The organism is Ensifer sp. GW101-20A05 (assembly GCF_059424735.1).
Genome location: NZ_JBWKZT010000001.1, coordinates 720,205 through 739,556 on the forward strand (window position 1 = coordinate 720,205; position 19,352 = coordinate 739,556).

Sequence of the window (19,352 nt, forward strand, 5' to 3'; positions counted from 1 at the left end):
GAAAACAACGCCGGCGCCGAAGCGCCGGCGTTTTTCGTTGCGGAGACACAGCTATTTCCCGAGAGCCTGCGTCATCGGCTCGTCAACGAGATTGTCGATGAACCAGTTCGGATAAACCGGCGCCGGCACCGTCTCGGCATCGAGCGCTGAGATTTCCGCCTGCGTCAGAACGAGATTGGCTGAACCGAGATTGTCCTTGAGCTGGTGCGGCTTGGAGGCTCCGAGCAGCACGCTCGTCACCGCCTTCTTCGAAAGCAGCCAGGCGATCGCCACCTGCGCCACGCTCGCCCCGTGATGATCGGCGATCCCGCGCATGCGCTCGACCAGCTTGAAGCCCTGTTCCTTGTCGAAGGGCAGGATGTCGAAACCGGAATAGCGGTTGTCGGGGTCGCCAAGATTTTCGCGCGTGTACTTGCCCGAAAGAAAGCCCGACGCGAGGGGGCTCCAGACAGTCAGCCCCAGCCCGTAGCGCTGCATCATCGGGATGACGTCACGCTCCACGTCGCGGCCGAGCAAGGAATAATGCATCTGGCCATGGGTGAAAGGCGCTAGTCCGTTGGCCTTCTGGATCTCAAGCGCGGCCGCCACCTTCCAGGCCGACCAGTTGGAAAAGCCAATGTAGCGCACCTTGCCGGAGCGAACGACCGCATCGAGCGCGAGAAGCGTTTCCTCGAGCGGCGTGTGCGGATCTTCCTTGTGAACGATGTAGGCGTCGATCCAGTCGGTGCCGAGACGCTTCAGGCTCTGATCAACCGACCAGAGGATGTGGCGGCGCGAAAGGCCGGCCTGGCTCAGTGGCGCTCCGGTGCGAAAGCCCACTTTCGTGGCGATCACGACTTCATCACGGCGGGCGCGTAAGGTTTCGCCGAGGATCCGTTCCGACTGCCCGGAGGCATAAGCGTCGGCCGTATCGAAGAAGTTGATGCCGGCATCCAGCGCCTGTCCCACAAGGGCATCGGCCGCTTCGGCATCGGTCTTGTAGACGGCGCCGAGGCTGCGATCGCCGGCGGTGAAGGTCATCGCGCCGAAGGCAAGGCGCGAGACCACGAGACCGGTGTTTCCAAGCGTCGTGTATTGCATGTCGTTCTCCATTGCTCGAAGGAAGTGGTGTGAGGAGACCATGCCAAAGTTGATTGCGATGAAAAATAGCTGTTATCTTTAAGGCTTCGGAAGCAGAACTTCATAATGGCGATGACACGCGATCCATTCAACGGGCTAAGAGAATTCCTGGCGGTTGCCGAGAGCAGCAGCTTCACCGCGGCGTCAGCGACGCTCGGCGTTACGCCCAATGCCGTCAGCCAGACGATCAGGGCGCTCGAAGCCCGTCTCGGCCTCCAGCTCTTCGTCCGCACCACGCGGCGCGTCGCTCTGACCGAGGCCGGTAGCGCCTTCCTGAAGCGCGTGCGCCCCGCCGCCTCCGAGATCGCCGATGCCTATGAGCTGCTCGGAGACTTTCGCGACCGGCCCATGGGCAACCTGCGGCTGACCGTGCCGCGCATGGCGATCCCGCTGGTGCTGACGCCGCTTTTGCCGCGCTTCCGCCAGGCCTATCCGGACGTTTCGGTGGAAATCTCGATCGACGATGCCGCCGTCGATATCACCGAGCGCGGCTTCGATGCCGGCATTCGCATCGGCGAAGCGGTCGAACGGGATATGATTGCGGTCCGGCTGACGCCAGACATCACCTGGACGGTGGTCGGCTCGCCGTCCTACTTCGTGAAACGAGGGCGGCCGCAAACGCCCGAAGAGCTGACACGGACGAGGCGATCCGCTATCGCTACCCGGCATCCGGCACGATCTACCGCTGGGAGTTCGAGCGGGAGGGACGCGACTTCTCCGTCGACGTACCCGGCGGGCTGACCGTCAACGACTTCCAGATGCTCGTGGAGATGGCGGAAGCCGGCACCGGGCTCGCCTACCTGCCGGACCTTTCGGTGCGCGACGCTGTCGCAACCGGGCGCCTTGAACGGGTACTCGAAGCCTACCTGCCGAGGTCGCCGGGCCTCTTCATCTATTTCCCCGCCAAGGCCCAGACCCAGCCGAAATTGCGGGCGCTTCTCGATCTGGCGGCAAAGATCGTGCGGGAGCGGAAGTAGGTCGCGTCAGCGCCCGCGAAAGACCACGACGCAAGCCTCGCCGCCGCTGAACAGCCGTGACCGCGTGAGAAATCGCTTTTCCCGCCCGTTATCGAGCGAGAACATGCCGCCCCGCCCCGGCACCACGTCGATGATCAGTTGCGTGTGCTTCCAGACCTCAAACTGGCTGGCGCTGATATAGACGGGCACGCCGCCGATCTCGCCGAGCTTCACGTCGTTGTCGCCGACGATGTAATCATCCGCCGGGTAGCACATCGGCGACGAGCCATCGCAGCAGCCGCCGGACTGGTGAAACAGGATATCCGGATGGTCGCGCCGGATTTCGGCAATGAAATCGAGCGCTGCGTCCGTCGCAAGCACGCGCGGTTCGTTGGTTTCGGTGGTCCCGGTCATTTCAATGGACATCACGAGCCTCCCTGCTCCAACGGGCATTGGTCGGCTGAGGCGTGGGTGGAGAGCACACCTCAGCCGCCGCACAAGCCAGAGGAAAGGTGGAGATTGCCTTCCCTCCGGCTCCTGTTGCCTTCCCCGGCGGCGGGAAGGCAGGTTCCGATCAGAAGAAACCGAGCGCCTTCGGGCTGTAGCTCACCAGCATGTTCTTCGTCTGCTGATAATGATCGAGCATCATCTTGTGCGTCTCGCGGCCGATGCCGGACTGCTTGTAGCCGCCGAAGGCCGCATGCGCCGGATAGGCGTGATAGCAATTGGTCCAGACGCGACCGGCCTGGATCTCGCGGCCAAAGCGATAGCAACGGTTGGCATCACGGCTCCAGACGCCGGCACCGAGGCCATAGAGCGTATCGTTGGCGATCTCCAGCGCTTCCGCCTCGGTCTTGAAGGTGGTGACCGAAACCACGGGCCCGAAGATCTCCTCCTGGAAGACCCGCATCTTGTTGTGCCCGCGGAAAACCGTCGGCTTGACGTAGAAGCCTTCCGAGAGCTCACCTTCGAGCACGTTGCGGCCGCCGCCTGTCAAGACCTCCGCGCCTTCCTGTTTGCCGATATCGATATAGGAGAGGATCTTCTCGAGCTGCTCGCTCGAAGCCTGTGCGCCGATCATCGTGGCGCTGTCGAGCGGGTTGCCCTGCCGGATCGCCTCGACACGTTTCACCGCCCGCTCCATGAAGCGGTCATAGATGCTCTCCTGAACCAGCGCACGGCTCGGGCAGGTGCAGACCTCGCCCTGGTTCAGCGCGAACATGGCAAAGCCTTCGAGCGCCTTGTCGAAGTAATCGTCATCCTCGGCCAAAACGTCGGCAAAGAAGATGTTCGGCGACTTGCCGCCGAGTTCCAGCGTCACCGGAATGAGGTTCTGGCTGGCATATTGCATGATCAGCCGGCCGGTCGTCGTTTCGCCGGTAAAGGCGATCTTGGCGATGCGCGGGCTGGTGGCGAGCGGCTTGCCGGCTTCAAGACCGAAGCCGTTGACGATGTTGAGCACGCCCGCCGGCAGAAGATCGCCGATCAGCTCCGCCCAGACGAGGATCGAGGCCGGCGTCTGTTCGGCCGGCTTGAGGACGACGCAATTGCCGGCGGCCAGCGCCGGTGCCAGTTTCCACGCGGCCATCAGGATCGGGAAATTCCAGGGAATGATCTGCCCGACGACGCCGAGCGGCTCATGGAAATGATAGGCGACCGTGTCGTGGTCGATCTCGCCGATCGTGCCTTCCTGGGCACGAATGCAGGCGGCGAAGTAGCGGAAATGGTCGATGGCAAGCGGAATGTCGGCCGCCATGGTCTCGCGGATCGGCTTGCCGTTGTCGAAGGTCTCGGCGCGCGCGAGCAGTTCGAGATTGTCCTCCATGCGGCCCGCGATCTTCATCAGGATGTTGGAGCGCTCGGCGGCAGACGTCCGGCCCCATTTCTCTCGGACGGCGTGGGCGGCGTCGAGCGCCAGTTCGATATCGGCGGCGTCCGAGCGCGCCACCTGGCAAAGCACGCCCCCGGTCACCGGCGTCGTATTGTCGAAATAGCGTCCGGCCACCGGCTCGCGCCATTCGCCGCCGATGAAGTTGCCGTATTTCTGCTTGAACGGGCTTTCGACGATCTTCTGATGCAACATGGTCTTTCCTCCCTGAGAACCAGCAACGGGGCTGTGAGAAGGAAGGTGCGACTGAATGTGCGTCTTCGATAGTGAGGCGAGATCGCCTGCAAGGTGATCTGTTTCACATTTGAGACAGCTTGGCTCGGGTCATCGTGCTGCAACGCAGCAATCAAAAGAAAGTAGGCATCAGTGTCTGCCCCTCATCCCCCTGCCGGGACCTTCTCCCCGTAATAACGGGGAGAAGGAAGCAAGCGGTATGCTCCCCCTTCCCCAAGGATCAGGGCCACTACAATCGTAACGACCGCGCGGGGCCACGTCCCCTCTCCCCGCCCGCGGGGCATCTTTCCCTATGAAAGATCAGTTGACCTGGAGCCGCTTCATCTTGCGGTAAAGGGTGGCGCGGCTGATGCCGAGCAGCTCGGCCGCCATGGAGACGTTGCCGCTGGCACGGGAAAGAACACGCCGGAGCGCCGCGCGCTCCGCATCGGGAAGCTCGGCGGCATCGCCTGACGTGTCCTCTCCAAGAAGGTCGGAGGCCGGAACCCCGGCGGCGATGCGCCGGTCGTCGAGGTCGAGCCATTGCCGTGCGGCACGCGTCGCGCCGAGCACGAGGTCGTCGCGGTCGACAGCAAGGAGCGCCGGCCCGGCTCGATCCACTGGCACCAGCACGATGCGCGCACCGGCGAAGGCACGACGGAAGAGGCCGGCCTCGATGCGCGCGGCGGCGTCACGAACCGCCTGCGACAGGATCGACATGGTGATCTCGGAGGCATCGTCACGGCAGGTTGAAATGTCGATGGCCGCCGCCAATCGCCCGCGATGATCGCGGATCGGCGCGGTCGCGCAGCTCAAGCCGATATTGCTGCTCAGGAAATGCTGATCGCGCTGGATGACGACGGCGCGCTCATCGGCGATCGCCGTGCCGATGCCGTTGGTGCCCACATTCGCCTCGCTCCAGACCGTTCCCGACCAGAGCCCGACGCCGCGAAATTCAGCGTCGTCGCCGACCGCTCCGCGCCGCTCGAGCGCCACGCCGTCATTGTCGGTGAGGAGCAGGCAGCAGCCAGCCCTGCCGACGGTCGCAAACAACCGGTCGAGTTCGATGCCGGCCTCCGCCAGCAGCTCACCGGAGCGCTCGCGGACGGAGCGAAACTCGCTGTCCGACAGCCGAAGCGGCGTACGGGCTTCCTCCGGAGCAAGCTTATGCAGGGTCATGCAGCGCCGCCACGACGCGGCCACCGATGAGCTCGCCGCCGCCGAAGACTGGTGCGCGACCCGATAGACAAGTTCCGAATGATCCCTGACGGCAGGCATCGGCTTCCTCCCTGAAAGCGTCGACCGGCGGAAGGCGGATGCGACCGATCTCCCAAACGGCGCACCTGCTTGGGCGGCACTATAGCCAACGATCTCCGCAAAGGTCCAGCCAGACGAAGGTTCGAGGGTCAGCCCCCCTCAGCGAGTTTGATCGGTGCATCACGCGGCCGATATCGACAGCGCGCCCGAATGTGATACGCGAAAGGATCAGATCGCCGCGACTCACCCCCACAACAGCCGGTTGCCGCCATGTTTCGTGACTTCTCGCCCCAGAGCCTCTTCATGGGCCTGCTGATCGCCTTCGTCGGCTTCGCCAGTTCCTTCGCCGTCGTGTTGCACGGCCTGACCGGAGTCGGCGCCAGCGAAGCACAGGCTGCCTCCGGGCTGATGGCGTTGTCGATCTCCATGGGCGTCTGCGCGATTGTCATCAGCGCCATTACGCGGCTGCCGGTCAGCATCGCCTGGTCGACGCCGGGTGCCGCACTGCTCGCGAGCGCCGGCGTCGTCGAAGGCGGCTTCAACGCTGCCGTCGGCGCCTTCCTCGTCTGTGGGCTGCTCGTCGTCGTCGCCGGCCTCTGGAAACCGCTCGGCCGCCTGGTTTCGGGCATTCCTGCCCCGCTCGCCAATGCCATGCTCGCGGGGGTGTTGCTCAGCCTCTGCTTCGCGCCGGTCAAGGCGATCGCCTTCAATCCGCTTCTCGGCTTGCCGATCCTCATCGCCTGGGCGGTCGTCGGCAGCGTCAACAAGCTCTATGCGGTGCCGGCCGCGCTCGTCGCTTTCGTACTCGTCATCGCCTTCGGCGTCGAAGTCCCGGCGGGCGCCTTCTCTACCCTGTCCTCGGCGCTGGTGCCGACCGTCGAGTTCGTGACCCCACAGTTCAATGTCGCAGCCATGGTCAGCATTGCGCTGCCGCTCTTCATCGTCACCATGGCCTCGCAGAACATCCCCGGCATCGCGGTGTTGAAGGTCAACGACTATCACCCCGCCCCCGGGCCGCTGTTTGCGACCACCGGCCTCTTTTCCATGCTGAGCGCGCCGTTCGGCGGCCACGCGGTCAATCTGGCGGCGATCACCGCCGCCATGTGCGCCGGCAGCGATTCTCATCCCGATCGCAACCGACGCTACTGGTCGGCGATCAATGCCGGCGCCTTCTACATTCTCTTCGGGCTGCTTGCCGGCGCCGTCACCACCTTCGTCAGCCTTGCGCCTTCCATCCTGATCGAGGCGGTGGCCGGCCTCGCGCTCGTCGGCGCCTTCGCCAGTTCCGCCATGGCCGCCTTCACCGAGGCAAAGACACGCGAGGCGGCCGCCATCACCTTTCTGGTGACGGCATCGGGCGTCAGTTTCGCCGGTGTTTCCGGGGCCTTCTGGGGTCTGATTGCCGGTGGGCTGATGCTGGCGCTTGCGCGTCTTACCCAGAAAAAGGCCTGAACCCGCGGCAAAGCTTGCATTTCAAGCCGATCTCGTCTATGCACCGCCCCGTCCGCGTAGACACCCTTGGAGGCAACGCGGATGAAGCCCATGTGGCTTCGGTTCATCCGCCATGTCGGATGAGCTCTCCAGATTTAGACATAGAAAGGTCTACCCATGAGCCACGCAACTTACGAGCTCAAGGCCGAGACGCGCGAACGGGTTGGTAAGGGGTCCTCCCGTGAACTTCGTCGCAACGGTCTTATCCCGGCTGTCATCTACGGTGACAAGCAGGCCCCCGTTTCCATCGCACTCTCCACCAAGGAAGTGACGATGAAGATCCACGCCGGCGGTTTCATGACCACCGTCGCGGTCATCGACGTCAACGGCGAAAAGATCCGCGTCCTGCCGAAGGACTACCAGCTGGATCCGGTCCGTGACTTCACCATGCATGTCGACTTCCTGCGCGTCTCCAAGGACAGCCAGGTTACCGTTGAAGTTCCGGTTCACTTCGAAAACGAAGAGAAGTCCCCGGGCCTGAAGGCTGGCGGCGTTCTGAACATCGTTCGCCACGAAGTCGAACTCAACGTTTCGGCCAACGACATTCCGGAATTCCTGAGCGTCGATCTCTCCGGCCTCAAGGTCGGCGACGCCGTTCACATTTCCAACATCAAGCTGCCGAAGGGCGCGACCCCGGTTATCACCGACCGCGACTTCACCATTGCAACGATCGTTGCTCCGGCCGGTGGCGTGAAGGAAGAAGCCGAAGGCGAAGCAGAAGCCTGATTGGCTTTTGGGTGACTGGCGAAAAGCCAGTCCCGCTGCACTTCATCGAGAGCCCGTCCCATTCGTTTGGGGCGGGCTTTTTGCATTGGTCCACAGGCCTCTCGCCACACAGCGCCGGCATCGCGTCTCATCATTTATCACGAAGCGATTTCAGCAACATTTAAGGTTTTGATGATGTTCTTCTGTCGGGGAAACTGGGGCTCAGACTGAAGAGAATCCGAAATGAAATGCGTGGCAGCACCTTCCAAGGCGTGCATCCGATGATGCATTCCGTGGAGAACCGATTTATTGCGATTGTCTGTGGCGCAATGCTCGTTTTCATTGCCCCTCTGCTCGTTCTCTTCCTGAGTATATCCAGCGACCGCATCGCACGCGAGCGGATTCACAACATCGAACTGCTGATGGCCGCAAGCGCCGAGGCGCTGGGCAAACCCATCTGGGACTTCGACAGCGACGGCATAAAGCACATCGCCCGATCGCTGATAAACGGCACCGATATCCTCTCTGTCACCGTCCGCGACCAGACCGGCTCGATCCTCGCCCAGATGCCGCTCGGCGGCGCTGTGCCCGGCACCAAGGACCGGATCCTCAGCCTGCCCATTTCCTATCAGTCCATGGATGGGATGAAGGAGATCGGTCGCATCGAGGTGAGAGTGCCGACGCCCGGCCTTCTGTCGCAATTCAGCAAGGACGAGCTGGCGATCCTCGCCATCCTGCTCTTCGCCGTCGCAATCGTCTTCGCCGCAGCCCTCGTCGGCAATCGCTTCACGGTGATGCGCCCGCTGATGCGCCTGACAGCGGCGATCGAGGCGACGCGCCGGCTCGGCTCACGCCACCGGGTCGACTGGACCTCCGACGACGAAATGGGCGCGCTTGCCGCCAATTTCAACGAGATGCAGGACCGGCTCGAGCGCGAAGAGACCGAACTGAAGAATGCGCACGAACGCGTCACCGATATCTACAACCTGACGCCCGCGATGCTGTTCTCGCTCGACGTCGACGGACGCCTGCTCGCCGTCAGCGACTACTGGCTGCTGGCGACCGGTTACGATCGGGACGACGTCATCGGCCGCGACTTCGTCGATTTCATCGATCAGCACTGGCACGAAACCTATCGCAGCCATGCCAAAACGATCGCGGTCGGCGACCATGAGATCCGGGAGGTCACCGTTCCTTTCCGCAAGACGGATAGCGAGCTGATGACGGTGCTGATCCAGGAGACGAAGGCGACCGGTGAAGGCAGCCTGTCGCTCTCCGTCATGACCGATGTCACGGCGCTGAAGCAGGCGGAAAGCCGCAACCACACCCAGGCGATCACCGACCACCTCACCGGCCTGCTCAACCGCCAGGGGTTCGAAGGGGCACTCGATGACGCGATCCGGCAGGCCGACGAATGCGGCATGCAGCTTGGCTGCCTGTTCATCGATCTCGACCGCTTCAAGTGGATCAACGACAATTTCGGCCACGCGGCCGGCGACGAAGTATTGCGCCACACGGTCGAGCTCATCCATGACGCGCTGCGCCCCGGCGACATCATGGCCCGCCTCGGCGGCGACGAATTCGCCATCCTGATTTCCGACCGGGATGCGGCTGCGCTCGCAAGCGAGATCGGCGAACGCATCGTTTCGGCCCTGCGCGAGCCGATGCCGATTGCCGGCAACGAACTCCTCGTCAGTGCCAGTGTCGGCATCTCGGTCTACCCGGCCCATGCGGAAAACGCCTCCGACCTCTTGCTCAAGGCGGATATGGCCATGTATGCGCGCAAGCACGATGGCAAGAACGGCCTGCAGCTCTTTGATGCCAGCATGCTCGACGCTTCCCGCGAGCGCCATGAGATCGAACAGTGCATCGAGGCTGGGCTGAAGGACGACCACTTCGAGGCCTGGCTGCAGCCGATCGTCAGCCTTGCCGACGGGCAGATCGCCGGCTTCGAGGCGCTGATGCGCCTCAACCACCCGGAAAAGGGCCTGATGCCGCCCGGCAAGATCATCGGCATTGCCGAGGAAACCGGCACGATCGCCCGCATCGGCGACCACATCCTCGAAAAGGCGATCCGCCATCTGGCTGCGATCTCCGAGCTGGACGGCACGCAGAACACCTATCTGGCCGTCAATTTCTCGCCGCTGCAATTCGAGCTGACGCTACCGCACAAGCTCGCCGCCCTGCTCCTGAAGCACCATATTTCGCCAAGCCGGATCGTCGTCGAGATCACCGAAGCCGTCCTCATGCTCGACAATCCGGAAGTGCACGCGGTGCTGAAGCAACTCAACGAATTCGGCTGCCGCATCGCGCTCGACGATTTCGGCACCGGCTATTCATCGCTGAGCTACCTCAACCGTTTCCCGGTCGATATCGTCAAGGTCGACCAGTCCTTCACCCGTTCGCTGAGTTCCGGCACCGCCGACATCCGGCGCAAGAGCCGCATGCTGATCAAGGGCATCCGCACGATCTCGCACCAGATGGGCTGCACCGTCGTTGCCGAAGGCATCGAGACGAAGGAGCAGTGGCAGCTGCTGCGCAAGCTGGGTGTCGATTGCGGCCAGGGCTATCTCTTCAGCCGGCCGATGCAGATCGACAGCATGCTGAAGATGCTGGAAAGCGACTCGGAGGCAAAGACGGCGGCGGTGGCAGACAGGCGGGCATGATGTTCGCTGCCAGCGGTCGCGCTCTCCCATGGAGGTTCGGGACGCGGCAGCACCGCACGGATACCGCAAGGCATGCAGCAAAAGGAGGAAAGCACGTGAAGGCGCTGGTTCCAATATTTTTCCTCGGTCTCTTCACGACCGCTGAGGCACAGACGATCAAGTTCGTCACCGAGGAGTACCCCCCTTACAATTTTTCGACCGAGAACGGTCCGAGCGGTGCTGCGGTAGACCAGGTCAAGCGGATCATGGAGCGGCTGAAACAGCCTTACACGATGGAGGTTCTGCCCTGGGCGCGGGCCTTCATGCTGGCCGAAACCGATCCTGCCTATTGCGTTTTCACCACCGGCCACGACGCCGAACGCGACAAGAAGTTTCTATGGGTCGAACCTCTGCTGGTCGATCATATGGTTATGGTTCGCCACGCCGGCTCAAACATAGCACCGGCTTCGCTGGAAGCAGCACGTCAGTACACCGTAGGCACCCAGCGCGAGGATTTTTCCGCAACCTATCTCAGGGACCACGACTTTCCGAAGATCGACTATGCCGCAAACCTCGATTCGAGCGTGAAGAAGCTGATCGCCGGACGCGTCGATCTGCTGATGACGTCAGAGAAAACCTTCCAGAGCATGCGGGCCGAGGGCAAACCGGTCGAGGCGGCGCTGGTGCTTGAAGGCAAGCTCTACGGCGTCGCCTGCCACCGCGATGTATCGCGGGCAACCGTCGCCGCGATGCAGCGCGAACTGGACCGGTTGGTCGGCAACGGCACCCAGGACGAAATCTTCAAGCACTACGGCCTCACGCCGAATGCCAGCCTGCGCGCCGAGAAATAAGCGTTGACTTCCCCCGGGCACGATGATTTTGGATGGCCCCACCCCGAAATCATCGACGCGTGACGACATGCTGATCATCGTAGGGCTTGGCAATCCAGGTTCGAAATACGCCACCAACCGGCACAATATCGGCTTCATGGCGGTCGACGTCATTCACCGCCGGCACGGCTTTTCTTCCTGGTCGAAGAAGTTCAAGGCCGAGATCGCCGAAGGCGAGATTGCCGGCGAACGCGTGCTCCTGATGAAGCCGCAGACCTTCATGAACCTCTCAGGCGAAGCGGTCGGCGAGGCCATGCGCTTCTACAAGCTGCAGCCAAAGGACATCACCGTCATCTATGACGAACTCGACCTGCCGGCCGCCAAGGCGCGGCTCAAGGTCGGCGGCGGCCATGGCGGCCACAACGGCATCAAGTCGATCGATGCCCATTGCGGCAAGGAGTATCGCCGCCTGCGCCTGGGCATCGGCCATCCCGGCGTCAAGGACCTCGTTCACGCCCACGTTCTCGGCGATTTCGCCAAGGCCGACCAAGCCTGGCTGATACCGCTGCTCGACGCCATCGCCGACAATGCCGACATGCTGGTGCGCGGCGAGGATTCCCAGCTTCTGAACAAGATCGCGCTCGCGACCGGCGGCAAGCCGGAAGCGGACAAGCCCGAAACCCCAAAGAAGCAGGGCGCGCAATCGCACATCCACCAGGCGCGCAATTCCGCCCAGCCAAAGAAGCTGCCGGCAACCGGCCCGATGGCCGACATGCTGAAGAAGATGTTCGGTTCGAAGGGCGACTAGCTTCCCGTTTCCGGAGCGAGCGCTAGTTTTCGCTCAGGTCGGCTTTGAAGACCGGCCTGGAGCACGCCCTATGAGCCACCGGGTGATTGACTGGCTTCTCGCTTCGGATCCTTCGATCCGCTGGCAAGTGATGCGTGACCTGCTGGATGCCCCGGAACCTGTGTGGAGGGCCGAGCGAGCCAAGGTGGAGACCGAAGGCTGGGGCGCCAGACTGCTTTCGCATCAGGACGACGACGGCCAATGGGCGGGCGGCGCCTTTATTCCGGCTGGTTTTGACGCGCGCGAGTGGTCCGAGCGCGGTCAGCCCTGGACGGCCACGTGCTTTTCGCTGTCGCAGCTCCGGGAATTCGGCCTCGACCCATCATCGGATCGGGCCAGGCGAACCGTTGAACTGATCGGCGCCAACGCCCGCTGGGACGAAGGCGGCCAGCCCTATTGGCAAGGCGAGGTCGAGGAGTGCATCAACGGGCGAACCGTGGCTGACGGCGCCTATTTCGGCGTCGACATCGCACCCATCGTCGAAAGGCTCGTTGGCGAACGGCAGCCCGATGGTGGCTGGAACTGCGAGCGGGCGAACGGTTCAGTTTGCTCTTCCTTTGCAAGCACCATCAATGTGCTCGAAGGATTGCTGGAGTTCGAAAGGGCGACCGGCGGCACACCGCAGTCCAAGGCGGCGCGGGAGGGTGGTGAGGACTATCTCCTCAAGCGCCACCTCTTCCGCCGCCTGAGCACCGGCGAACCGGCGAGCAATCGGTTTCTTTGCCTCTGCCACCCGAACCGCTGGCACTACGACATCCTGCGCGCACTCGACTATTTCCGGCAATCGGTGCTCCGGACCGCCGCCGCGCCCGACCCGCGCCTCGGCGAAGCGATCGATCACCTTTCTGCGCGACGCCTGGACAACGGCACCTGGCCGCTCGACTGGAGCCCCGCCGGACGGGTGTGGTTCGATGTCGACGACGGAGCCGACGTACCGTCGCGGTGGGTGACACTCAAGGCGATGCGCGTGCTCAAATGGTGGAATGCGTCCTCACCGGTGAGCAAGGCGCACCGACGTCTTCCGCATCAAACGGATAGCCGCGAACCAGAAAGAGACCCGAACGCCTAGGCGGCCCTATGCGCTGCCAGAAAAATCCGCACCGCCTCGGCCGCATGGGCCTGCAGAACCTCCGGCGCCGGAATGGCGCCGTCGCCGAGCAGCATGGCATCATTTACCGGTCCACCCATGACGAGCCAGTTGAAGAAGCCGCCAGCGACCTGCACATCCCTCACCCGGATGTCGCCCTTCTCGCTATAGCGCTTGAAGGCGACGGCAAGCCGCCTGATCGAGCGCATCGGCCCGCGCTCGTGCAGGGCTTCGCCAAGCTGCGGAAAGCGCTCGACCTCGGCAATCACCAGGCGCCGCACCTGCATCAGCCGCGGCGTCATCACGATCGCCAGCAGCTGGGTGGCATAGTCGAGCAGAAATTCTTCGATCGGCTCATCGCCATCCGGGTCGGCGACCTGCTCCTGGAACTCATCGCCGGCGCCGCCCGTCATGCTGCGCACGACCTCCAGAAACAACGCCTCCTTGCTCTGGAAATGGGAATAGACGGTTTGCTTCGATACTTCCGCGGTCGCCGCGATCTCATCCATGTTCGTGCCGAGAAAGCCGTGTTTCAGGAAGAGATCGCTTGCCGCCGCCACGATCCCCTTGCGGGTACGCTCCATGCGCGTCTTTGCGCCGTTGCTCAATTCTGCCCCTCCGCCTTGCTGCACGTCACAAATCATCTGCCCCACACAATAGGCCAGTCGGATTGACAAATCAAACTGGACGGTACAGTCTAGTTAGTGAGACGATATCGGGAGAGGGCCATGGTGAAACCACAAGCAAGAATTCGGATTGCCGCCTGTCGCTGCGGTCAGGTTGCCTTTGAAGCCGTCGGCGAGCCGATTGTCGGCGCCGCCTGCTATTGCACCAGTTGCCGCACCGCCGGCGAGCGCTTCGAGGCCCTGCCCGAAGCGTCGCCTGTGCTGGAAGCCGACGGCTCGACGCGCTTCGCGCTCTACCGGAAGGACAGGATCCGCTGCATCCGGGGCAGCGAGCTTTTGCGCGAGCATCGGTTGACGCCCGAGGCGCCGACGCGAAGGGTGATTGCGAGTTGCTGCAACGCCGCCATGTTCCTCGAATTCAAAGGCGGCCACTGGCTGAGCGTCTACAATCAGCGTTTCGCCCCGGACGAACAGCCGCCGCTCGAAATGCGGACCATGACGAAAGATCGCAAGGCAGGCGTCGAGTTCAACGACACACTGCCGAGCTACAAGACGCATTCGGGCCGCTTCATGTGGCGGCTTTTGACCGCCTGGGCGGCCATGGGATTCAAGGCGCCCAGGATCGACTATGTGAAAGGTGAGGCCAATGGCATCTCAGGCTGAGAAGATCGAGATCGAAAACATCGTCTCTCCCGGCCATAAATACCGTGTCGACCGGGTAAAATACGAGGCAATGCGCGAAGCCCTGCTCGCGGTCCTTCCGCCGGCCGCACCGGGGCTGACCGTCGCGGAAGCGAAGGAGCGGCTATTGCCGTTGTTGCCGCAGGACCTTTTCCCCGAGGGTGCAAAGGCCGGCTGGTGGCTGAAGGCGGTTCAGCTCGATCTCGAAGCCAAGGGTACGATCAAGCGGGAAGCAAGCAAGCCGCTTCGTCTACATAAGAAAGCATAAAGCGAACCGGCGACCCCCGCCATCCTTCGTGCCGACCGCTATTCCTCGGGTTCGGTGGTGAAGAGCAGCGGAAAACCCGCTTCCTTGGCAAGATCGGTCGCCGCTTTGGCCTTGGTTTCCGCAATGTCGCGCACACAGACGACGACCACCGAAGTGCCCATCTTGTGCGCCGTCATCATCACGCGGTAGCCGGCCTCCTCGCTCATATGGAACACGGCCTTGAGCACGCCGACGACGAACTCGCGCGGCGTGTAATCGTCATTGAGCAACATGACCTTGTAAAGCTTCGGCCGTTCGAGCTTCGGCCTGACCTTCACTTTGACTTTTCTGGCAACCTCGTTGTCACTCATCGGAACCACCCCGTTGATGACAGAAAGAACGGAAATTCCTTAAACCAGAACCGATTTAGGGACAAAATCGTGAAACAGATCTAAATGTTACAGCGACCTTAGTGCGTCTCAAGAGACGTGCGGCGCCGTATGCGCACGCACTATCCTACGGGCGGGCGCACCGATCAAGCAAAAGCAGGGGCGGCGGTCACCGTCGGTCAGCTGGCCGGCCAGTGGCCGACGAACATCGACGCCGCCTCGTCGTAGGAGCGGGCGTGCTCCAGTGCCGCCTCGGGCGGCTGCTGCCTAGCAAGAAGCGCGTGATAGAAGCAATGTACGAAGAGCGGCGCATCGGCCCCTTCGGGCGAACCATCTGGGGCGACGTAGAGGGCTGCGCCACCCGTCCCGACAAAGGCATCGCCATATGCCTTTCCGCCGGTCTCGCAGCAGGTGCTGAGAACGATCTTGCCGTCGAGCCTGGCATGCTCGGCAACAACTGAAGGCGGCAGGCTACCGTCGACCAGCCTCGATGTGTCGATGCCTTCGCAATACTCGCCGAAGACGAAACCATTTTTGTCGCCGTGACCGCAGATGACCAGATGCTGATGCACGAACTCGCCGCCGGCGATCAAGGTCAGGAAGTCCCCGGGTGTCCCGGCAGATGCAGCGTGACGACGGCGCCAAGGCTCTCCAGCATGGAACGGATCAGCAGGGCTTCGAGCGTGTCGCCGATATCGACGACGGCCACCGGCACGCGCGGGAACATGAATTTCTGATCGATCAATGTGGGCTCCTCAGATTTTTCGCCGCGACGGGACCGGCGGATTTCTGAGGGCATATGCGGCCCAAATACCGCGCGTTCAACGGCGCAGGCCCCTTATTTACCGTGAACGGGGTGTCCACCCTTGACCAGCAAGCGCCCTTCCCGCATAGCCACGCCAACGGAATTTAAGGATACGGACGAGACCCCATGGGCTTCAAATGCGGTATTGTCGGGCTGCCGAACGTCGGCAAGTCCACGCTCTTCAACGCACTCACCAAGACGGCGGCCGCCCAGGCGGCCAACTATCCCTTCTGCACCATCGAGCCGAACACCGGCGAAGTGGCGGTGCCGGACCCGCGCATGCGCAAGCTTGCCGACATTGCCAAGTCGAAGGAAATCATCCCGACGCGCATCTCCTTCGTCGACATCGCCGGCCTCGTGCGTGGCGCGTCGAAGGGCGAAGGCCTCGGCAATCAGTTCCTCGCCAACATCCGCGAAGTGGATGCGGTCGTGCATGTGCTGCGCTGCTTCGAGGATGATGACATCACCCACGTCGAAGGCCGCATCCACCCGGTCGCAGATGCCGAGACGATCGAGACCGAGCTGATGCTCGCCGACCTCGACAGCCTTGAGCGCCGCACCGAGCAGACCCGCAAGCGCGCCGGCGGCAAGGACAAGGACTCCATGGCGCAGCTTCCGATCATGGAAGCCTCGCTGAAGCTGCTGCAGGACGGCAAGCCGGTACGCACGCTGCTTGCCAAGCTCGATGCCGAAGAACTGCGCATTCTGCAGAGCCTCAACCTCCTGACCGCCCATCCGGTGCTCTACGTCTGCAACGTCGCGGAAAGCGATGCGGTCGACGGCAACGAACACACCCGCGCGGTTGCCGAAATGGCCAAGGCGCAGGGGGCCGAAAGCGTCGTGATCTCGGCGGCGATCGAATCCGAAGTGGCACAGCTGCCGGAAGAAGAATCCAAGGAGTTCCTGAGCGCGCTCGGCCTCGAAGAAGCCGGTCTCGACCGTCTGATCCGCGCCGGCTACAAGCTGCTCGACCTCATCACCTACTTCACCGTCGGCCCCAAGGAAACCCGCGCCTGGACGATCCAGCGCGGCACCAAGGCGCCGCAGGCCGCCGGCGTCATCCACACCGACTTCGAGCGCGGCTTCATCCGCGCCAACACGATCGCCTACGAGGATTACATCACGCTCGGCGGCGAAGTGGGCGCCAAGGAAGCCGGCAAGGCGCGCGACGAAGGCAAGGAATACGTCGTCCAGGACGGCGACGTCATCCACTTCCGCTTCAACACGTAAGACGTGGCGCGGCAATCTTGCGTGGCAGGCGCAAGATCAAAGAGACAAGGCGTGCTGCAACGGTGCAGCGCACGCAGAGAACTCGGTATCACGGCGCGGTATGCAACCGCGCCGTTATCGTTTGCGGTAGCAGGTCCATGACCATGCGGCGCAACCGCTGCCAGAAGATGCCGATGAAGAGCACGGTCACGCCGACAACCGCGAAGGCGACGAAGACGTAGCTGTCGAGCGAAGCGCCGGTCTGGCTCAGCATCGTCCAGATCGCGCCACCCAGCGACACCAGCCCGGATGTGACGAAGGCGCGGCGGTCGATAATGAGCCCGACCAGCATGAACAGGGCGACGATCAGGATCGCGGCAACCGCCTGGCCGAAGCCGGCCTGACCGTCCCACCAGGTGCTGCCACCGTTCGACAGAAAAACCAGGCCCATCAGTGCGTAGAGCAATGCAGGTGCTGCGGCCAGGTGCAGCCAGAATGCCGTATCCGAGCGCGCGGTCTCACGCTGTGGATCGGAAACGTCGTAGCGCATAGCGGCCGCAAAAAGGCCCAGGGCTCCAACAAGAACGGTGAGCGCGAGAAGCATGAAATGGTCTTCGCTGGCAAGGTCGATCCCCAAGATCTTCTCGAGGGCAAGAAGGATCGCGACCACGCAGATGAGTGCGATCGATACCATCAACCCGGCCAGCGCCAGTGGTACACGATAGCGCCAGTAGAACAGGCCCAGCGGGATCGGGAACGCCGATAGGTAGGCGAGTGCAAAGACAAGCGGCTTCCAGGCATCGTCATGCTCGCTCACGAACAACAGTGACGTCGTCCCGACCCAGTGCACGAGCGCGACCGTCAGCGCCACCGACGGCAGTGCCAGCCGCTGGCGCCGCACCAGGATTTCGGCAAGGATGAGAATGACCGGCAGCGTTGCGAACGGACCACCCAGACCCCAAAGGCCGATCAGCACGACAATGACGCCGATAGTGATCAGGATATCGTGAAATCCCCGCACGAACCGCGGCTGCTCGCTGTCTTCGGCTGCACGCGCATCAAGCGCAGCGTCATGTCGCTCCGCGGCGGCATCCGGCGCCGTCGGCCCGAAGATCATGCCGCGGTCGGCAAGATAGGCTTCCAGATCTCTCACCTGGTTTGCTGAGATGATCCCTTTTTCGGCAGCGCCTGCGAGCGCTCTGTTCAGTTCGGTCACGAATGCTCCTCGATCAAGCGCCGGCGGATGCGGCAGCCAGACAGGTGGTTGCATGAACGTCCGGCATGCGCAACCTGGAAAATCAGCCCGCGCTGCCTCGCAACAGATCCGCTCAAATGGATTCCGCTTCGATAAATTATGCAGTAGGTAGACGGCAGCAAATCAGACGGGACAACTCAAGCATGCTGTATTTCGAGGATTTTTCCGAAGGGCGCCGTTTCGACTACACGCCGGTCGAGATGAAGCCGGCGGAGATGATCGCCTTCGCCAGTGAGTTCGACCAGCAGCCGATGCATCTCGATGAGGAAGCGGGAAAACGCAGCATTCTTGGCGGCCTTGCCGCGTCCGGTTGGCACACCAGCGCCGTCGGCATGCGCATGATGCTCGACGCCTTCATGGGCAATTCGACGTCTCAAGGCTCGCCCGGCATCGACTTCATGGACTGGAGGAAGCCGGTCATTGCCGGCGATATCCTCAACGGCTTCAGCCTCGTGCTCGAGGCGCGGCGGTCGAATTCGAAGCCCGATCTCGGCATCGTCAAATTCCGCAACGAAATCACCAACCAGGCGGGTGAGCCCGTGGCGGTCTCCGAATGCACCGTTCTCTTTCGCTGCCGCGAGAAGGGGCAAGCCTGATGATGACGATGGAAGAATTTTACGCCGCCAGGGCCAGGACCACCATCGGCAGCCTGACCTTCACGGCCGAAGACATCATCCGCTTCGCCCGCGACTTCGACCCGCAGCCTTTTCATCTCGATGAGGAAGCGGCGCGGCATTCGCTGTTCGGCGGGCTTTGCGCATCGGGCTGGCATACCAGCGCCGGATGGATGCAATGCTTCGTCCGCTTCTGGAGAAACGAGCAGCGCCGGCTTGCCGCAGAGGGTCTGCGTGCGCCGAACCTCGGCCCCTCGCCCGGCTTTCGCGATCTCAAATGGTTGAAGCCGGTCTATGCCGGAGACACGGTCACCTATTTCGTGACCTTCCTCGAAAGCCGCTCGCTCACCTCGAAACCCGGCTGGCGGATCAACACGATCCTGTGCGAAGGCGACAACCAGCACGGCGAGGCGGTGATCCGCTTCGAGAGCAAGGTGATCGAGTTCGTGTAACAACGAGCGCCGCCTTCGGGCGACGCACCTCCAGAG

22 protein-coding genes are annotated in these 19,352 nt (G+C 62.7%); 13 read left to right on the forward strand and 9 right to left on the reverse strand.

Annotation, left to right across the window (positions count from 1 at the left end):
• Positions 1 to 51: 51 nt before the first annotated feature.
• Positions 52 to 1,080 carry an aldo/keto reductase gene (locus tag AC070A_RS03655; protein ID WP_113737073.1) on the reverse strand — a complete coding sequence of 343 codons (1,029 nt, stop codon included), beginning with the start codon at positions 1,078 to 1,080 and terminating at the stop codon, positions 52 to 54.
• A 105-nt stretch (positions 1,081 to 1,185) separates the two neighbouring features.
• On the opposite strand from AC070A_RS03655, the gene AC070A_RS03660 reads away from it, so the two are divergent.
• On the forward strand, positions 1,186 to 1,860 hold the full coding sequence (locus AC070A_RS03660; protein ID WP_492384714.1) for a LysR family transcriptional regulator: 675 nt from the start codon (positions 1,186 to 1,188) through the stop codon (positions 1,858 to 1,860).
• The gene (locus AC070A_RS03665; RefSeq protein WP_492384779.1) at positions 1,797 to 2,096 is read left to right on the forward strand and encodes a LysR substrate-binding domain-containing protein; all 300 of its coding nucleotides are present in this window, start codon (positions 1,797 to 1,799) and stop codon (positions 2,094 to 2,096) included. Before AC070A_RS03660 ends, AC070A_RS03665 begins: the two co-directional genes overlap by 64 nt.
• Positions 2,097 to 2,102: 6 nt before the next feature.
• Here AC070A_RS03665 and AC070A_RS03670 read toward each other — a convergent pair whose 3' ends face one another.
• The 3 genes from AC070A_RS03670 to AC070A_RS03680 form a co-directional block, all read right to left on the reverse strand.
• Positions 2,103 to 2,501, reverse strand: a complete 399-nt coding sequence (locus tag AC070A_RS03670; protein ID WP_255571337.1) for a DUF779 domain-containing protein — start codon at positions 2,499 to 2,501, stop codon at positions 2,103 to 2,105.
• Between the two features lie 148 nt (positions 2,502 to 2,649).
• Positions 2,650 to 4,158: an aldehyde dehydrogenase gene (gene adh, locus AC070A_RS03675; protein ID WP_113737072.1), complete on the reverse strand. Its 1,509-nt coding sequence runs from the start codon at positions 4,156 to 4,158 to the stop codon at positions 2,650 to 2,652.
• Between the two features lie 339 nt (positions 4,159 to 4,497).
• On the reverse strand, positions 4,498 to 5,454 hold the full coding sequence (locus AC070A_RS03680) for a helix-turn-helix domain-containing protein (protein ID WP_058326546.1): 957 nt from the start codon (positions 5,452 to 5,454) through the stop codon (positions 4,498 to 4,500).
• Between the two features lie 249 nt (positions 5,455 to 5,703).
• Here AC070A_RS03680 and AC070A_RS03685 point away from each other — a divergent pair, with 249 nt between their 5' ends.
• The 6 genes from AC070A_RS03685 to AC070A_RS03710 all read left to right on the forward strand — a co-directional run bounded on the left by AC070A_RS03685 (position 5,704) and on the right by AC070A_RS03710 (position 13,020).
• Positions 5,704 to 6,885 (forward strand): benzoate/H(+) symporter BenE family transporter, encoded by a 1,182-nt coding sequence (locus tag AC070A_RS03685; protein WP_057253126.1) that lies wholly within the window; start codon positions 5,704 to 5,706, stop codon positions 6,883 to 6,885.
• A gap of 156 nt (positions 6,886 to 7,041) precedes the next feature.
• Entirely contained in the window at positions 7,042 to 7,650 is a 609-nt protein-coding gene (locus AC070A_RS03690) for a 50S ribosomal protein L25/general stress protein Ctc (RefSeq protein ID WP_058321130.1), read from the forward strand.
• A gap of 260 nt (positions 7,651 to 7,910) precedes the next feature.
• Positions 7,911 to 10,295, forward strand: a complete 2,385-nt coding sequence (locus tag AC070A_RS03695) for a putative bifunctional diguanylate cyclase/phosphodiesterase (protein WP_113737091.1) — start codon at positions 7,911 to 7,913, stop codon at positions 10,293 to 10,295.
• Positions 10,296 to 10,390: 95 nt separating this feature from the next.
• Positions 10,391 to 11,125: a substrate-binding periplasmic protein gene (locus AC070A_RS03700; RefSeq protein ID WP_113737071.1), complete on the forward strand. Its 735-nt coding sequence runs from the start codon at positions 10,391 to 10,393 to the stop codon at positions 11,123 to 11,125.
• Positions 11,126 to 11,192: 67 nt separating this feature from the next.
• The gene (gene pth / locus AC070A_RS03705) at positions 11,193 to 11,912 is read left to right on the forward strand and encodes an aminoacyl-tRNA hydrolase (protein WP_058326574.1); all 720 of its coding nucleotides are present in this window, start codon (positions 11,193 to 11,195) and stop codon (positions 11,910 to 11,912) included.
• 70 nt (positions 11,913 to 11,982) lie between these two features.
• A complete protein-coding gene (locus tag AC070A_RS03710) occupies positions 11,983 to 13,020 on the forward strand; it encodes a squalene cyclase (protein ID WP_255571336.1) in 1,038 nt (345 codons plus the stop codon).
• On the opposite strand, the gene AC070A_RS03715 is transcribed toward AC070A_RS03710, so the two are convergent.
• On the reverse strand, positions 13,017 to 13,646 hold the full coding sequence (locus AC070A_RS03715; protein WP_234793134.1) for a TetR/AcrR family transcriptional regulator: 630 nt from the start codon (positions 13,644 to 13,646) through the stop codon (positions 13,017 to 13,019). The two genes, AC070A_RS03710 and AC070A_RS03715, sit on opposite strands and share 4 nt — an antisense overlap.
• Before the next feature lie 120 nt (positions 13,647 to 13,766).
• Here AC070A_RS03715 and AC070A_RS03720 point away from each other — a divergent pair, with 120 nt between their 5' ends.
• Together AC070A_RS03720 and AC070A_RS03725 are read left to right on the forward strand one after the other, a co-directional pair.
• On the forward strand, positions 13,767 to 14,327 hold the full coding sequence (locus AC070A_RS03720; RefSeq protein ID WP_113737070.1) for a GFA family protein: 561 nt from the start codon (positions 13,767 to 13,769) through the stop codon (positions 14,325 to 14,327).
• Positions 14,311 to 14,613 (forward strand): DUF6958 family protein, encoded by a 303-nt coding sequence (locus tag AC070A_RS03725; protein WP_058321133.1) that lies wholly within the window; start codon positions 14,311 to 14,313, stop codon positions 14,611 to 14,613. Before AC070A_RS03720 ends, AC070A_RS03725 begins: the two co-directional genes overlap by 17 nt.
• Positions 14,614 to 14,651: 38 nt before the next feature.
• Here the strand turns inward: AC070A_RS03725 and clpS are convergent, their stop codons facing one another.
• The 3 genes from clpS to AC070A_RS03740 all read right to left on the reverse strand — a co-directional run bounded on the left by clpS (position 14,652) and on the right by AC070A_RS03740 (position 15,726).
• Positions 14,652 to 14,963, reverse strand: coding sequence for an ATP-dependent Clp protease adapter ClpS (clpS, locus tag AC070A_RS03730; protein WP_058321193.1), 312 nt, complete (start codon positions 14,961 to 14,963; stop codon positions 14,652 to 14,654).
• A 197-nt stretch (positions 14,964 to 15,160) separates the two neighbouring features.
• Positions 15,161 to 15,574 (reverse strand): hypothetical protein, encoded by a 414-nt coding sequence (locus tag AC070A_RS03735; protein WP_492384715.1) that lies wholly within the window; start codon positions 15,572 to 15,574, stop codon positions 15,161 to 15,163.
• 2 nt (positions 15,575 to 15,576) lie between these two features.
• Entirely contained in the window at positions 15,577 to 15,726 is a 150-nt protein-coding gene (locus AC070A_RS03740; protein WP_218373513.1) for a hypothetical protein, read from the reverse strand.
• A 186-nt stretch (positions 15,727 to 15,912) separates the two neighbouring features.
• On the opposite strand from AC070A_RS03740, the gene ychF reads away from it, so the two are divergent.
• Complete coding sequence (gene ychF, locus AC070A_RS03745) at positions 15,913 to 17,016, forward strand: redox-regulated ATPase YchF (RefSeq protein ID WP_057253112.1); 1,104 nt, start codon at positions 15,913 to 15,915, stop codon at positions 17,014 to 17,016.
• A gap of 88 nt (positions 17,017 to 17,104) precedes the next feature.
• Here ychF and AC070A_RS03750 read toward each other — a convergent pair whose 3' ends face one another.
• On the reverse strand, positions 17,105 to 18,211 hold the full coding sequence (locus tag AC070A_RS03750) for a hypothetical protein (protein WP_309239056.1): 1,107 nt from the start codon (positions 18,209 to 18,211) through the stop codon (positions 17,105 to 17,107).
• 182 nt (positions 18,212 to 18,393) lie between these two features.
• On the opposite strand from AC070A_RS03750, the gene AC070A_RS03755 reads away from it, so the two are divergent.
• Positions 18,394 to 18,846 (forward strand): MaoC family dehydratase, encoded by a 453-nt coding sequence (locus AC070A_RS03755; RefSeq protein ID WP_057253110.1) that lies wholly within the window; start codon positions 18,394 to 18,396, stop codon positions 18,844 to 18,846.
• The gene (locus tag AC070A_RS03760) at positions 18,846 to 19,316 is read left to right on the forward strand and encodes a MaoC family dehydratase (protein WP_492384716.1); all 471 of its coding nucleotides are present in this window, start codon (positions 18,846 to 18,848) and stop codon (positions 19,314 to 19,316) included. Before AC070A_RS03755 ends, AC070A_RS03760 begins: the two co-directional genes overlap by 1 nt.
• The last annotated feature ends 36 nt before the right edge of the window (positions 19,317 to 19,352 follow it).

Excerpts from the sequence above, each read along its gene's own strand:
- AC070A_RS03655 (WP_113737073.1), bottom strand. The coding sequence starts at position 1,080 with ATGCAATACACGACGCTTGGAAACACCGGTCTCGTGGTCTCGCGCCTT.
- AC070A_RS03660 (WP_492384714.1), top strand. The coding sequence starts at position 1,186 with ATGGCGATGACACGCGATCCATTCAACGGGCTAAGAGAATTCCTGGCG.
- AC070A_RS03670 (WP_255571337.1), bottom strand. The coding sequence starts at position 2,501 with ATGTCCATTGAAATGACCGGGACCACCGAAACCAACGAACCGCGCGTG.
- adh (WP_113737072.1), bottom strand. The coding sequence starts at position 4,158 with ATGTTGCATCAGAAGATCGTCGAAAGCCCGTTCAAGCAGAAATACGGC.
- AC070A_RS03680 (WP_058326546.1), bottom strand. The coding sequence starts at position 5,454 with ATGCCTGCCGTCAGGGATCATTCGGAACTTGTCTATCGGGTCGCGCAC.
- AC070A_RS03685 (WP_057253126.1), top strand. The coding sequence starts at position 5,704 with ATGTTTCGTGACTTCTCGCCCCAGAGCCTCTTCATGGGCCTGCTGATC.
- AC070A_RS03690 (WP_058321130.1), top strand. The coding sequence starts at position 7,042 with ATGAGCCACGCAACTTACGAGCTCAAGGCCGAGACGCGCGAACGGGTT.
- AC070A_RS03695 (WP_113737091.1), top strand. The coding sequence starts at position 7,911 with ATGATGCATTCCGTGGAGAACCGATTTATTGCGATTGTCTGTGGCGCA.
- pth (WP_058326574.1), top strand. The coding sequence starts at position 11,193 with ATGCTGATCATCGTAGGGCTTGGCAATCCAGGTTCGAAATACGCCACC.
- AC070A_RS03710 (WP_255571336.1), top strand. The coding sequence starts at position 11,983 with ATGAGCCACCGGGTGATTGACTGGCTTCTCGCTTCGGATCCTTCGATC.
- AC070A_RS03720 (WP_113737070.1), top strand. The coding sequence starts at position 13,767 with ATGGTGAAACCACAAGCAAGAATTCGGATTGCCGCCTGTCGCTGCGGT.
- AC070A_RS03725 (WP_058321133.1), top strand. The coding sequence starts at position 14,311 with ATGGCATCTCAGGCTGAGAAGATCGAGATCGAAAACATCGTCTCTCCC.
- clpS (WP_058321193.1), bottom strand. The coding sequence starts at position 14,963 with ATGAGTGACAACGAGGTTGCCAGAAAAGTCAAAGTGAAGGTCAGGCCG.
- ychF (WP_057253112.1), top strand. The coding sequence starts at position 15,913 with ATGGGCTTCAAATGCGGTATTGTCGGGCTGCCGAACGTCGGCAAGTCC.
- AC070A_RS03755 (WP_057253110.1), top strand. The coding sequence starts at position 18,394 with ATGCTGTATTTCGAGGATTTTTCCGAAGGGCGCCGTTTCGACTACACG.
- AC070A_RS03760 (WP_492384716.1), top strand. The coding sequence starts at position 18,846 with ATGATGACGATGGAAGAATTTTACGCCGCCAGGGCCAGGACCACCATC.